This is a genomic window from Acinetobacter rathckeae, assembly GCF_015627125.1.
Lineage (GTDB): Bacteria > Pseudomonadota > Gammaproteobacteria > Pseudomonadales > Moraxellaceae > Acinetobacter > Acinetobacter rathckeae.
Map to the genome: position 1 here is coordinate 56,534 of NZ_VTDO01000002.1, position 14,798 is coordinate 71,331.

The following is a 14,798-nucleotide window of genomic DNA, read 5'->3' on the forward strand; positions in this document are numbered from 1 at the left end:
CAAAACTACCAAAATGCATTTACATATTTGAGTATGGATTAACTCGATGATGAATAATGTATTTTTAGATAATGGGTTGCATCTGCTACACAAAGTGGTTTTGAGTAAATGTAGCCTTGTATAATATCGCATTGCCTGTACTGTAAAAACTCAAGCTGTTGCTGAGTCTCTACACCTTCTGCAATGATTGTAAGGCCCATGGCTTTACCCATGGCAATAATGGCATTGAGTACGGCAATTTGTGTTTTATCTGCAATGTTTTGCACAAAGTGTTGGTCAATTTTAATGGCATCGAATGGAAAGTTAGTCAAGTAGGCAAGGGAGGAGTACCCTGTGCCAAAGTCATCGAGTGAAAGTGTTATTCCACGTTCTTTCAGTGCGTGAAGAAGTGCTTTTATATGGTCAGTTTTTTCTATGAGTGCAGATTCAGTGAGCTCAAATTCTAAATGTTGGCCATCAATCTCATAAGTTGCCAATATCTCATCAAGTAGCTCTAAAAGTTGGCCTCTGTAGAGTTGTTGAGGGTCTATATTAATTGAAACACTTATGTCAGCATAGCCTAAATTTTGCCATGTTTTTATTTGCTTTGCAGACTGCTCTAAAACGTAGTGCCCAATTTCAGACACCATACTGGTTTGTTTGGCATAAGATAAAAATTGTGAGGGTGGAATTAGTCCTTTTTTAGGGTGATTCCAGCGAATAAGGGCTTCAAAACCCACAATCGTTTGATTGTCTACTTTAATTTTTGGTTGATAAAAAACTTCTAAACCATTATTTTTTATTGCATATCTTAGTTCGTTTTCTAAATTAACATCTTGTATATAGTCAATGTTTTGCTGTGAATAGTATTGTACAGTATTACCACCTAGTCGCTGTGCTTGTAGTAATGCTTGGTGTGCATAGTTATTCAGTTGTTCAGCATCAAGTGTGTGTTCTGGGTAAATGGAGACACCCACTGAGACTGTTAATATCAGATCTTGTTTACTGACGTGGAAGGCGTCATTAAACTCCTGAATAATTCGGCCACAAATCTCTTCAATACTATTGTGTCGTTGATTTAGCTCATATATCAATGAAAAATCACCGTGGTTGATACAGGCAATAATAAATGCATCGTGATGATTGAGATTTAAACGATCTGCAATACTTTTAAGCAACTGATTTATTGCATCAGTCCCTAAAAATTCGTGTAGTGCATTAAAGCGATCTATAGATACATTAATGACGGCAAGGCGTGATAAGTTTTTACGTTCAGTGAGCATCAGCTCATAGAGTTTAAAATTATAATAAAAGCGGTTTGGTAGCTGAGTAATGTCATCATAATTTCTTAAAAAAGACAGGCGCTCTTCTTGCCTTTTTTGTGCGGTTAAATCAGAGATAATACCAATATAGTGTGAAATATTTTGCTGTTGGTCTTTGACTGCTTGAATGTGAAAGCCAATGTTGAGTACTTCGCTAGATACAAACTTTTCTTCAAACTCACCAATGTATTTTTCTGTGTTTCTCAGTTGATCTATCACTGAAAAATGCAAGCTACGTTGTTGAGCCGTATATTTATCTGTTAAACCAAATAAATGCTTGCCAATGATTTCATTTTCGGTTGATCCTGAAAGTTTACAGAAGAAAGGGTTGGCATTTAAAAAATGAAAGTTTTTATCTAAAGTGATAATTCCAACATTTAAATTTTCAATAATATTGGTAGATAAATTAATTTGATTTTGATGTTGCTTTTGTTGCTTAATATTTTTAAATAAGCCCATCATCAGTGTAGGTTCATGTGTGATAGGGTCTGATTTTACGACTTTTCCAATGGCAGCAAACCATGTCCAATCATTTTGATGACGAATTCTACACTCACATTCAAAGAGCTCATTTCTATGATTAAAATGTTTTTTAAGCTGCAGTAAAAAGTGTTCTGTGTCGTCTGGGTGAATAAGACCTTCGGTATAATCCGTAATTAAGGCATCGTTACGTAAAAAAGCAAAAAAAACATCATTCACGTAAAATGAACTTTTTTTAATATCCCAATGCCAAATATGGTTATATGATTCATTTTGAGCCAATTCAATAAGCATTTTTTGTTTATGAATGAGTTCATCTTGTTGGTTCGTATATTCAATAGCGTTGGCAATTTTTTTCTTGAGTAGCTTATATCGGCCTAACAGCTTACTCATATGCTGTTTATGCTTGTCGTAGCGATTTTGCTTTTGCACAGCAGTGAGTTGTTGTTGTTTTAGTAACTGAGCATCATTCAATATATGTGTAATGTGTTTATTGTATGTACGGTTGAGTATGATTGCACAAATATAAACTGATAAAAAAATGAAGTTAAAAGACAGTGGTAAAAAGCCCGCGACATTTTCTTGTGAGATCGGTTGTAATAGCAATGTTGGAACAGCTATGGGTAAACCGACTAAAAAGAAATAACTGAGCCTAAAGTGAAGACAGCATAGTGCAAAAAACAAGCATGTTGAAACTAAGATGATGGTGACGTAAAACGTATCAGAAAAAGATAAGTGTGCACAAGATACGGGTAAATGAATATGTAGTAGATATACTGCACTGGCAAGTGATATACCAACCAGTAAGCAAATGACATTACAAAGATGATTCATGTAATCTAAGTTGGTTTTTTTATTTTCATAATATTGTATGACTAGAAAGAAAGCCAAAATAAGACTGTTATTAATAATAAAGAATGTATTAACAAGATAAGTATATGCAGGAAAATTAAGATTGAAATTAATACAAACAAATAGGCACACAAAAAAAACACTTAGCAAAAATGGTTGTAGGTGTTTTGTTGCTACCGCATTTTTATAGCTAGAGAGTGTCTGAGCTTGTAAATTTTCAGGTGAAAAGAACATAATAGACCTTAATCAAATACATTTTTCTTTGATAAAGATATTGAACAAGGTCATTGTTATATCATTTAAATACAAAATTTAATATAGATAGTGCCACAATGGGGGCTGTTTCTGTACGTAAAACACGCTCACCAATACACCATGCTTTAAAACCATGTTGTTGGGCTTGTTCAATCTCTGCATCAGATAAACCGCCCTCTGGGCCAATCAGTAATGCAATAGATGGATCTGCATCTTGTAGCGGGTTGGTTGTATTGTTATTGGGGGCAAGCACGAGTTTTGTTGGTGGTAAATCTGATTTTAACCATGTTTGTAAGGTGATAGGGGCGTGGATTTTTGGAACAACGTTTAACCCACACTGTTCGCATGCCGCAATGGCAATACCTTGCCAATGCTCAATTTTCTTTTGATCTCGTTCGTATTTAAGACGCATTTCACAACGTTCGCTCGTCAGAAGTTGAATGTCTGATACACCAAGTTCTACGGCTTTTTGTATGGCGTAATCCATACGGTCACCTTTAGACATGACTTGGCCTAAAGTGGCATGGAATTGAGGTGTTCGATTTATTGCTAGATGTGTGGTGATTTCTACTACAGCACTTTTTTTGTGGATTTCAATAATTTTTGCATTGTATTCACCACCTAAGCCATTAAATAAAGTAGCCTCATCATTCACTTTTGCACGTAACACTTTGACCCAATGATGAAATACGGTTTCTGTAAGTTCAATCTGTGTGTTGCATGCCAAAGTGGCATCGATATAAAAACGGCTACTCATGGGGATGGGCTCTTGGTTTGTTGTGGTTGAGGTCTAGATCCCTCACGAGGTGTTGGGTCTGCTGTGTGCATAGTAAAAAATCTAACATACATATGCTACAGTTATATCTTCGTTCGCACAGTTTTAATACAACTTAAGTCACCATCTTTTAGATTAGAATATAAACTGCCAACTAACCTAGGTTTTACACATGAGTACTTGCTTAAAAGTACTGGAAATAGAGCTTCAGAACACAATGCTTTATCCCATAGCTTGATATTCACTTGGGCAGGTATTGTAAGACTACCTGCCCAATTGCTTTTAAAAGTATTTTAAAATGCGAATGTGTTTGTTGTTATGCTTAAACCGTGCAAATAAAGCCACAAGTGGGTAGAGTGCAACAGATAAAATAATAGCAGTCACCCATAAGCTAAATACACTGTTTAAACCGAAGTATTTGCCATGGTTTAAACCATATTGCATCACCGCAAGACTATACAAGGCTTTCAGTACAAATAAATGTAATATGTAAAAAAACATGGGCACAGAGCCAAAAACCACCAAAGGTTTAATCCATGAGATATGTTGTTTTCTTTCTAGAAAACCCAACAGTAAGAGCCCAAGACCCACATTAAATAAAATAAAAAGCAGTGAGGGTGGATATTTTGTCAGGTTAAAGAAACTCATCACCGTTTCAAGTGATGTTGGCATGACTTGCCATGCATGGTCACCATAAATATTAATGAAACGTAGTACAAAAAATAAAAGAATAAAGTAGATACCTGACTTGAGAAGCGCTGTTTGACGTTGTTTTGGTTGAATACTCTTGTTAAACCATGCTTCACCAAAACAATAACCAAGCAAAATAACACCAATCCATGGTAAAACTGGGTATGACGTACGCAGTTTAAAATGCTCCCCAATGGTAATCCAACCACGCTCATGTAAAATATTCCATAGCGGTTGTATTGTTGGTAGGTCTTTAAATGAAATGGGGTCAAGTAAGTTGTGTGAAGCAATAATGAGTATAGCAAAGCCCCAGCGTGTTGCCTTTGGCAAAGTAATGAAGGCTGCTAGAGTAATCATACTCACACCAATTGCCCAGATGACCTGTAAATACATGACTTGTGGTATAAGTTGACCTGTCCAAGCAAAATTAATGACCGTGACTTCAAGTAGAATTAAAAATAGCCCTCGTTTAAATAAAAAGGCACGCGTCATGGCCACATTGTTGGTTTTGGCTTGGTATAAGTAGGCAGATAACCCGGTTAGAAAAACAAACATGGGCGCACATAAATGTGCTAAAACTCGACCAAAATAGAGTGAGGGTTCTGTATCTGCGATGACCATGGGGTCTGCAACTTGCCGATGAATATAAAAAGTATCTCTGACATGATCTACCATCATGATTAAAATAATAAGACCGCGTAGCGCATCAATGGCTAAAAGACGCTGTGAAATTTGAGCTGACATGAGAAAATAAAGAAAATAAATGATATGTTATAAAGTAACACATTTTTGGTATTATTGTTTGAAATTATGCACATAATTATGTGGTCATTACCATAAAATAGCATGTTAATGACCACGTGATTACTTTTTTAAATTAAGCGGTAATATTTGTAGCTAGCATTACTACCGTATACAGCGTAGCTATTTTGTCTAAAATCAGAGACCCAGCTCTTGCCTGTATAGCCTGCAATATGACCGTAGTTATGATTTCTTGTTCGAGAAATAATATAGATATCGCCTTCTTGTGGCTTGTCAAAGGCGGGTGATATGCGTTTATAACCAATTTTTTCGAGTGTTTGTCCCCAATCTGCTGCAGCAACAGGGTGAGATTGCACACGTGCGCCTGCAGATTCTAAAGCGATGCGTACATGCTTAGCACATTTTTCTGTACTACGGCTGTATGCATTATGGGCAAGGGTATGGGCAAATTTGGTGACGTTAATGGCTTTTTTATGTTTTTGAGGTGTTTGTGCGGTTACATGATAGGTGTGTTTGGTATGCGCATTTTTTTTCTGTGCAACAAGATGCTTATTTTTTTGTGATTCTGTTTTCTTTTTTGTAATGATTTTTTCTTGAGTCTTGGACTGCTTTTTATGTGGAGATACACTTTTTACAGTTTGTTTTTTATGAGCAATCGTATGAGTGTGCACATTAACATGGTGTTCTACGTGGTGGTGTGAATGTTCAATCATTGTAAAAAATCTCTTTAACACATATTACGAACAGCAATCGCTTTGCGACTTTCAAGGGTTGCAATGGTATAACATTACATTTTTCTAGGCCATATAAAATTGACCAAAAAGAAAATTAAGCCGTTACAAAATGTAAAATTATGTGTGGCAAAATTTATTTTGTATAGACCCTTTATATAATCTGAATCTTAAAATTTCTATAACTAGAATTGATTTAATTTGTAATGTGACGCAGGCTGTTATCGTAATATTGACTATACTCTTATGTAAATTCATTCATTGTCCATGATTTATTTAGGTTTAGGAGTGTTGCAATGTCGCAATCGAACTTAATTCAAGCTTACGCAGCTAAAGCTGCACATGAGCCACTGGTTCCTTATGATTTTGATGCAGGTGAACTTAAAAATTCAGAAGTTGAAGTTGTAGTTGAATATTGTGGTTTATGTCACTCAGATGTATCGATGATTAACAATGAGTGGGGGATGTCTTCTTATCCTGTTGTTGCAGGTCATGAAGTGATTGGTAAGGTGGTTCGTCTAGGAAGTGGGGCTAAAGGTCTGAAGTTAGGACAACGTGTAGGCATTGGTTGGACTGCTGGAAGTTGTGGTGCATGTGATTCATGTATTGGTGGTGAACAGGTGTTATGTGGTCAGCAAACACCAACAATTGTTGGTCACGCAGGTGGTTTTGCGAATAAAGTGCGTGCTGACTGGCAATGGGTGATTCCTTTACCAGATGATTTAGACCCTGAAAGTGCAGGCCCACTTTTGTGTGGTGGTGTGACGGTATTTACTCCACTGCTACAAAACGAAATTACAGCATTGCATCATGTTGGTGTCATTGGTATAGGTGGTTTAGGGCATATTGCGATTAAACTACTCAAAGCATGGGGCTGTGAAATCACAGCATTTTCATCGAATGTAGAAAAAACTGCCGAGCTCAAAGCAATGGGTGCAGATCATGTGGTGAATAGCCGTGATGCTGAAGCACTTAAAGCACAACAAGGTAAGTTTGACTTGATTCTAAGTACAGTGAATGTGACGTTAGATTGGCCCGCTTATTTGCAAGCTCTTGCACCTAAAGGAACAATGCATTTGGTTGGTTTGCCATTAGAACCAATCAAAGTACCTGCGGTTTCTTTAATTTCTGGAGCAAAGTCAGTGACAGGTTCTCCAACGGGATCTCCTGCAACGTTACGCCAATTACTTAAGTTTGCGGCACGTAAAAATATTGCACCACAAATTGAAGTTTTTCCAATGTCTAAAATTAATGATGCTTTAGCACATTTAGAGTCAGGTAAGGCAAGATATAGAGTGGTATTAAAAGCAGATTTTTAACGGGTTGCTGAATGTCAAAGAAGACTAAATGAAGTTTTTTCATTTAGTCTTTTTACTTTAAGCTTCTATCGCTTGCACTGCAATTTTGCGTGCAGGTGGGGTTTTACGGCGTACTGGTGGTACGGGTTCCCCATAATATTGACGATCTGCGAAGTAGCTTGAGCGTACCATAGGTGCAGACCATATATTTTTAAATCCAAGCTTTCGGCCATGTTCTGCATAGCGTTCAAACTCTTCAGGTGTCACATAACGGTCTAAAGCAGCATGTTCTTTAGATGGCTGTAAGTACTGTCCAATTGTGACATAGTCCACGCCGTGTGCATGTAAGTCATCAAGTAATGAAATGACTTCTTCTTCAGTCTCACCAATACCAACCATCAGCCCGCATTTGGTAGGGATGTCAGGGCAATAGTCTTTAAATCTTTGCAGGAGTGTCAGAGAATGCTGATAATCTGAACCCGGACGCATGGCTTTGTACAGTCGTGGTACAGTTTCAATATTGTGATTGAATACATCTGGCGGGCATTCAGTCATGATGCGTAGAGCAACGTCCATACGTCCACGAAAGTCTGGTACTAAAATTTCAAGCAGTGTGTTTGGGCTGAGCTCTCTCGATTTTTTAATACAATCAACAAAGTGCTGTGCACCACCGTCAAGCAGGTCATCTCGGTCTACTGAGGTGATCACTGCATATTTTAGATTCAGGTTGGCAATGGTTTCTGCCATATGTAATGGCTCGTCTGCATCAAGTGCATTCGGTCTACCATGTGCTACATCACAAAATGGGCAACGTCGTGTACAAATATCACCCATAATCATAAAGGTTGCTGTACCGCCACCAAAGCATTCTGTGAGGTTGGGGCAAGCTGCTTCTTCACAAACGGTATGTAGCTTTTGTGTACGTAACTTGGTTTTGATTCTTTGCACTTCTTCTGGTGCAGTCATTTTCACCCGAATCCAATCAGGCTTACGCAGTACATCAACTGTAGGAATCACTTTGACTGGAATTCTGGCAACTTTTTCTGCACCACGCAGTTTTACGCCTTGTTCTGGTTTTTGATACTTTGTCATGGGCAACTTTCCACTGTTTTGACAATTTAAAAAGCGATGTTCTACGTGAATAGTATAACCAAAAATAATGCACTTAGGTGTGAAAAACATATTGTTGCAACATCATGATGATGCTTTGTTACGCTTTATTCAAGGTGCTGTCTTTAGTGCAATACTGTAATGAGATGATACATGCTTATAAATCTTAGAAAAAATGGCATTGTGTTACATATTTGAGAACTTTCTGTCTTTGACCTTGAAAGAAGATATTTTTAGATTGGGAACAGTTTTAGTCATTTAAAATCATTTTTTCTTCAACAGAAAAGTATCTTTTTAGCAGTATTTGGCTTAAATATTTATACTGTCATACCTATAAATCTCAAGTAAATGAACTCTAATAACTCAGTGGTTGTTTTTTCGGCGACTTGTAATATGATCTTTTTGAGTATGTGTTTAAGTTAACGATTTTACGCTATATTTTGTACTGTTTTCATGCCATAGTAATTTGACAAAAAAAATAATGTTTACGCACAAGGAGTATGCGAGATGCCTAGGAAAAAGGATATGATTACTGGTAATTTTAGTAAGTATGATGCCGTTGTACTCGGAGCAGGCCCAGCAGGTGAAGGTGCTGCAATGAAGCTGAGTAAATCTGGTAAAACAGTGGCTATGGTTGACTTGCGAGCGCAATTGGGAGGGAATTGTACCCACGTAGGCACAATACCAAGTAAGGCTTTGCGACAAACGGTGTCTAGTATTATTCGTTGCCAACGTGATCCGTTATTACAAAAAATAGGTGAGTGGAAAAAGTTCACCATGAATCAGGTGCTCACGCATGCACATCGTGTGATTCAATCACAAGTAGCAACGCATACACGCTTTTATGAGCGAAACCACATAGATGTATTTTGTGGTCGTGCATATATTAAAGATCAACATCATATTGAAGTTTTTACCCCTGAAGGCATTAAACGACATATTCAATTTGATGAGTTGGTTATTGCAACAGGGAGTCGTCCTTATCGGCCACAAAATTTAGATTTTAGCCATCCAAGAGTGTTCGATTCAGACACAATTTTAAATTTAGATTATGGTATTCGCAAAATTATTATTTATGGTGCTGGGGTAATTGGCTGTGAATATGCATCAATTTTTATTGGCTTAAATCATAAAGTTGATTTAATTAATACCCAAACGAAATTATTAAGTTATTTAGATGCTGAAATATCAGATGCTTTATCTTATCACTTGAGGGAGCAAGGGGTTCTTATTCGTCATAATGAGCAAATAGATGCTTTAGATACCTATGATGACCATGTGGTCTTGCACTTAAAAAGCGGTAAAAAAATAAAAGCTGATGCAATTTTATGGTGTAACGGGCGTTCTGGCAATACTGATGGTTTAGGCTTAGAAAATGTAGGCTTAACGCCAAACAGCCGTGGTCAAGTCATGGTAAACGAACGTTATCAAACAGAAGTCCCGCATATTTATGCGGCAGGTGACGTTGTTGGTTGGCCATCTTTAGCCTCTGCGGCGTATGACCAAGGGCGTTGTGCAGGTTCTAACATGAGTGGTGAGGAAAATGTGAAGCCTGTAACTGATATTCCCACAGGTATTTATACTATTCCTGAAATTTCTTGTTTTGGTAAAACAGAGCAACAGTTGACTGAAGAAAAAATTCCTTATGAGGTTGGTCAGTCGTCTTTTAGACATTTGGCTCGTGCTCAAATTACGGGTGATACAGTAGGCGAATTAAAATTATTATTTCATCGCGATACCTTAGAAATTTTGGGTATTCATTGTTTTGGAAATAATGCTTCTGAGATTATTCACATTGGGCAAGCCATTATGCAAAGTCAAAATAACTCGTTAAAGTATTTTGTCGAGGCAACATTTAATTATCCAACCATGGCTGAGGCTTATCGTGTAGCAGCATTAAATGGGTTGAATCGTTTATTTTAGTACCACTTTATAACGTAACCTGAATCCTCTTTAAGCCGAAGTATTCATCATCTGAATGGTCGGCTTATTTTTATGTAAAAGCTGATACGCACATAAAGAAGCATAAATTCCAGACAAATACCCGTGAACACCTCTGGCTTTAGTTGTCACTAAGCTGTATTGCTCTTTCAATAAACTGAATAATGTTTCGATTTTATTTCGTTATCGCAATTGCAGGGGCAATTGCGATTGCTTCACTTGGTTGGCCAATTGAAAAAGGTGCTTCAGTCTTAGTCTAGAGGCTGGCGGAATAACAGTATTAATGTCACTTGGAAATAAGCATTTTATAACAACAGCCTTTGCTTAAAATATTTAGGTAAGGGCTGTTCTTAGTTGCTTTATATTTATTGGATAATAAAAAATTGAAAAACTAAATATACTATTCGTTGCATTCATAGTACTCATTAATAATCATTTTTATTCGCTTTTGTTATTTTTAAAACAGTTTAAGCTTATTTGTAATAACAATGTTTTAAAGTCGTCTATAGACTCGATTTTATACTCCATAAGGGTTATGATTTAACCATACAGAAGATGAAATAATTTACTCAAAGTGATAATGTTTGAAAGTGAGGATCTAATGAAAAGTACTAAGCCTAAACAAATTAGTCGCGTCTACACACGTAATAACCTAGACGAAAAAATTAAAGAACCAACCCTGAAAATTTTAAGCCAAGTGCTTGCAAACTTAATTGATTTATCTTTAATTACTAAACAAGCACATTGGAACATGCGTGGGAGTAACTTTATTGCAGTCCACGAAATGCTAGATACATTCCGTACAGCAATTATTACTCACTTAGATAACGTAGCAGAGCGTTCCGTTCAAATTGGTGGTACAGCACTAGGTAGTGTGCAAGGTGTTGCTGCAAATTCACAGTTAAAAGAATATCCAAGCGATATTTACGATGTACAAGACCATTTGGTTGAACTTGCAGACCGTTATGCAGTTGTTGCAAACCACTTGCGTTCAATTATTGATGAAATTAAAGACCCTATCTCAGGTGACATTGTACAAGGTGCACTTGAAGATTTAGACCAATATTTGTGGTTCTTAGAAGCAAATATTGACAAACAACACTAAGCTTTTTAGTGTTTAAAAGCCAATAGTGCGAAAGTGCTGTTGGCTTTTTTTATGCAAAATAATCTAAGTGATTAAAAAATAACTATAAATAAAACAACTTGGCTTAATTCTAGCATGCTTTATACTGAAAAAATTATTTGATGCAATACCAATAAAGACACCATGAATGGTTTAGATAACACACACGTAAAACACTGGTTTGCACGCTTAGAGCTTGGCTTTGAATTTGCACACGAACGCACCATTATGTCGCATAGGAAACATTTTGGTCCAGTTCGAGTGCAAAAAATGCTATGGCCTGAAAAAACAGGTATATGCCATGCCATTATTGTGCATCCACCTGCAGGTATTGCAGGCGGTGATCACTTAACATTTAACATGAGTGCGAACCAAACGGCACATGCTGTAGTCACCACACCAGGTGCGGGGAAGTGGTATAAAACCAATGGAAAAACTGCACATCAACATATTCAAATAGAAGTGCAAGATCAGGCCATTTTTGAGTGGATACCACAAGAAACTATGCTGTTTGATGGTGCTGTTGCAGAAACCACCACCACAGTAAACTTGTCGGAACATGCCAGTTTTATTGGTTGGGATATGCTTGTGATTGGCCGACAGGCCAGACAAGAAAACTTTGTAACGGGGCAATACTCTAGCCAATTTAAGCTACATAGAGAACAGCAACTTTTAGTTGCCGATAGACTGAGTTTTCAAGGCCAAGATCGCTTTTTAAGGTCTTATTTAGGCATGAATGGTCATGCGGTTATGGGAAGTTTGTGGGCTGTTCCACCAAAGTCACAGCGTTCAAATATTCAATTAGAGCAACAGCTTGAACTGATTAGAGAACTCATGATGCGTATTAATGTCCCAGTCAGTTTAACCATACTTAATGATGTCATTACTGCACGATTTTTAGGTGACAATGTTAGACAATGCCATGATGCATTTGCAGGCATACGGGCAAGACTGCGTGAATATTGGTTTGAGCTTGAAGAAGCCTATCCAAGAATATGGAAAACCTGACTAAAAAGGTGTAAAACAATACAACGTATGCATGATGTGATTGTAACAAAACAAGATTGGATCACCATTTAAAATCAAAGGATAAGATCATGGAATTGAACCCAACAGAAAAAGACAAGTTACTTATTTTTACTGCGGGATTGGTTGCTGAACGCCGAAAAGCAAGAGGATTAAAACTAAATTATCCTGAATCAATTGCTTATATTTCAGCCGCACTGTTAGAAGGTGCGCGAGATGGCATGACAGTTGCTGAACTTATGCACTTTGGCACGACTTTACTTAAACGTGATGATGTCATGGACGGCATACCAGAAATGATTCTTGAAGTACAAGTTGAAGCAACATTCCCAGATGGCTCAAAACTTGTCACTGTACATCAACCGATTGTATAAGGATAAATCTATGATACCCGGTGAAATTATTACCCATGACGGTGACATCGAGCTCAATGTTGGCCGTCAAACCCTTAAGTTAGATGTGTCGAATACAGGTGATCGTCCAATACAAGTCGGTTCACACTTTCATTTTGCAGAAGCCAATGATGCTTTAGATTTTGACCGTGTGCAGGCGAGAGGGTATCGGTTAAATATTGCTGCAGGTACAGCCATTCGTTTTGAACCAGGCCAAAGCCGTGAAATTGAGCTCGTGGCATTGGCAGGGCATCGTGTTGTGTATGGTTTTGCAGGTCGTGTGATGGGGCCTTTAGATTAAAATAGGATAGATAACATGAAAATGTCACGTAAAGCCTACACAGAAATGTTCGGCCCAACACTCGGTGATAAGGTACGTCTTGCAGATACAGACCTGTTTGTTGAAGTTGAAAAAGATCTGACCATTTATGGTGAAGAAGTTAAATTTGGTGGCGGAAAAGTCATTCGTGATGGTATGGGGCAATCACAGCAGCTCAGTGCTGAAGTGGCAGATACTGTCATTACCAATGCTTTAATTATAGATTGGTGGGGTATTGTTAAAGCAGATGTTGGCCTCAAAAATGGTCGCATTTGGAAAATAGGTAAAGCAGGTAATCCAGATATTCAACCGGGCATTACCATACCCTTGGGTGCTGCCACAGAAGTTATTGCAGGCGAAGGGCAAATTTTAACCGCAGGCGGTATTGACACACATATTCATTGGATTTGTCCTCAACAGGTTGAAACCGCACTGATGTCAGGTGTTACTACCATGATTGGCGGTGGCACAGGCCCAGCGGCAGGTACATCGGCTACTACAGTGACCCCAGGCCCGTGGCATATTCATAGCATGTTACAAGCCATAGATGATATGCCAATGAATATTGGGTTATTGGGTAAAGGCAACTTGAGTCTACCTGATCCTATTCGTGAACAAATTAAAGCAGGGGTTGTGGGATTAAAACTACATGAAGACTGGGGCTCAACACCGGCTGCTATTGATAACTGCTTAAGTGTGGCCGATGAGTTTGATGTGCAAGTGGCGATACATACAGACACCTTAAATGAAGGCGGATTTTTAGAAGAAACTTTGGCAGCATTTAAAGACCGAACTATTCATACCTACCATACCGAAGGTGCTGGTGGTGGGCATGCGCCAGACATTTTAAAAGCGATTGGTCAAGGCAATGTTTTACCTTCATCAACCAATCCGACTCGACCATACACGGTCAATACCATTGATGAACATTTAGATATGCTGATGGTTTGCCATCACTTAGACCCTGCCATTGCTGAAGATGTTGCCTTTGCAGAAAGTCGTATTCGTAGAGAAACCATTGCAGCAGAAGACATTTTGCAAGACTTGGGCGCAATTGCCATGATGTCTTCAGACTCACAAGCCATGGGCCGAGTGGGTGAAGTGATTATTCGCACATGGCAAACTGCACATAAAATGAAACAGCAACGTGGTGCACTTGAAGGTGATCGCCACCAATGCGATAACCAACGCGTTAAACGCTATATTGCAAAATATACCATTAATCCTGCCATCACACATGGTTTAAGCCATGAAGTGGGTTCGGTAGAAGAAGGGAAATTGGCAGATTTGGTATTGTGGAAACCTGCATTTTTTGGGGTGAAGCCTGCCATGATTATTAAAGGTGGCATGATTGCCGCAGCACCAATGGGTGATATTAACGCATCTATTCCAACACCACAGCCTGTGCATTATCGTCCAATGTTTGGGGCATCTGCACGAGGTGCACAGCAAACATGTATTACCTTCTTGTCAAAAGTGGCCATAGATGCAGGTATTGCACAGCAATTGGGCTTAAAAAAGCAAATTAGTCCATGCTATAACACCCGTAATATCACTAAAAAAGACATGAAGCACAATACCTATTGCCCAGATATGGATGTACACCCAGAAACCTATGAAGTACGTGCAGATGGGCAGTTGCTCACCTGTGAACCTGCCACAGCATTGCCAATGGCACAAAGATACTTCTTATTTTAATCGTGATTATACAGCTTCTTTTTAGGCATAGATTTAAGCAAAGAT

General features: G+C 38.2%; 12 protein-coding genes and 1 pseudogene. 7 read left to right on the forward strand and 6 right to left on the reverse strand.

Annotation, left to right across the window (positions count from 1 at the left end; genetic code table 11):
• Positions 1-38: 38 nt before the first annotated feature.
• The 4 genes from I2F31_RS03790 to I2F31_RS13415 all read right to left on the reverse strand — a co-directional run bounded on the left by I2F31_RS03790 (position 39) and on the right by I2F31_RS13415 (position 5,828).
• Positions 39-2,615 (reverse strand): sensor domain-containing protein, encoded by a 2,577-nt coding sequence (locus I2F31_RS03790; protein WP_195768207.1) that lies wholly within the window; start codon positions 2,613-2,615, stop codon positions 39-41.
• Positions 2,616-2,928: 313 nt separating this feature from the next.
• Positions 2,929-3,645 (reverse strand): 16S rRNA (uracil(1498)-N(3))-methyltransferase, encoded by a 717-nt coding sequence (locus I2F31_RS03795; RefSeq protein ID WP_195768208.1) that lies wholly within the window; start codon positions 3,643-3,645, stop codon positions 2,929-2,931.
• A gap of 300 nt (positions 3,646-3,945) precedes the next feature.
• A complete protein-coding gene (locus I2F31_RS03800; protein WP_195773482.1) occupies positions 3,946-5,097 on the reverse strand; it encodes a DUF1624 domain-containing protein in 1,152 nt (383 codons plus the stop codon).
• A 128-nt stretch (positions 5,098-5,225) separates the two neighbouring features.
• The gene (locus I2F31_RS13415) at positions 5,226-5,828 is read right to left on the reverse strand and encodes a CHAP domain-containing protein (RefSeq protein WP_323127554.1); all 603 of its coding nucleotides are present in this window, start codon (positions 5,826-5,828) and stop codon (positions 5,226-5,228) included.
• Between the two features lie 314 nt (positions 5,829-6,142).
• Between I2F31_RS13415 and ahr the strand changes: the two genes are divergently transcribed.
• Positions 6,143-7,165: an NADPH-dependent aldehyde reductase Ahr gene (ahr, locus tag I2F31_RS03810; protein ID WP_195768210.1), complete on the forward strand. Its 1,023-nt coding sequence runs from the start codon at positions 6,143-6,145 to the stop codon at positions 7,163-7,165.
• 57 nt (positions 7,166-7,222) lie between these two features.
• Here ahr and lipA read toward each other — a convergent pair whose 3' ends face one another.
• Entirely contained in the window at positions 7,223-8,236 is a 1,014-nt protein-coding gene (lipA, locus tag I2F31_RS03815; RefSeq protein ID WP_195768211.1) for a lipoyl synthase, read from the reverse strand.
• A gap of 525 nt (positions 8,237-8,761) precedes the next feature.
• Here lipA and sthA point away from each other — a divergent pair.
• Positions 8,762-10,177, forward strand: coding sequence for a Si-specific NAD(P)(+) transhydrogenase (sthA, locus tag I2F31_RS03820; RefSeq protein WP_195768212.1), 1,416 nt, complete (start codon positions 8,762-8,764; stop codon positions 10,175-10,177).
• Between the two features lie 30 nt (positions 10,178-10,207).
• Here the strand turns inward: sthA and I2F31_RS03825 are convergent.
• Positions 10,208-10,378 (reverse strand): annotated as a pseudogene (locus I2F31_RS03825) (IS982 family transposase); the annotation flags it as partial.
• A 418-nt stretch (positions 10,379-10,796) separates the two neighbouring features.
• Between I2F31_RS03825 and dps the strand changes: the two are divergent.
• The 5 genes from dps (at position 10,797) to ureC (ending at position 14,753) form a co-directional block, all read left to right on the forward strand.
• Positions 10,797-11,300 (forward strand): DNA starvation/stationary phase protection protein Dps, encoded by a 504-nt coding sequence (dps, locus tag I2F31_RS03830; RefSeq protein WP_195768213.1) that lies wholly within the window; start codon positions 10,797-10,799, stop codon positions 11,298-11,300.
• A gap of 162 nt (positions 11,301-11,462) precedes the next feature.
• The gene (locus I2F31_RS03835) at positions 11,463-12,326 is read left to right on the forward strand and encodes an urease accessory protein UreD (RefSeq protein ID WP_195773483.1); all 864 of its coding nucleotides are present in this window, start codon (positions 11,463-11,465) and stop codon (positions 12,324-12,326) included.
• Positions 12,327-12,415: 89 nt separating this feature from the next.
• A complete protein-coding gene (gene ureA / locus I2F31_RS03840) occupies positions 12,416-12,718 on the forward strand; it encodes an urease subunit gamma (RefSeq protein ID WP_195768215.1) in 303 nt (100 codons plus the stop codon).
• Positions 12,719-12,728: 10 nt separating this feature from the next.
• Entirely contained in the window at positions 12,729-13,037 is a 309-nt protein-coding gene (locus tag I2F31_RS03845; protein WP_195768216.1) for an urease subunit beta, read from the forward strand.
• 15 nt (positions 13,038-13,052) lie between these two features.
• On the forward strand, positions 13,053-14,753 hold the full coding sequence (gene ureC, locus I2F31_RS03850; RefSeq protein WP_195768217.1) for an urease subunit alpha: 1,701 nt from the start codon (positions 13,053-13,055) through the stop codon (positions 14,751-14,753).
• Positions 14,754-14,798: the final 45 nt, after the last annotated feature.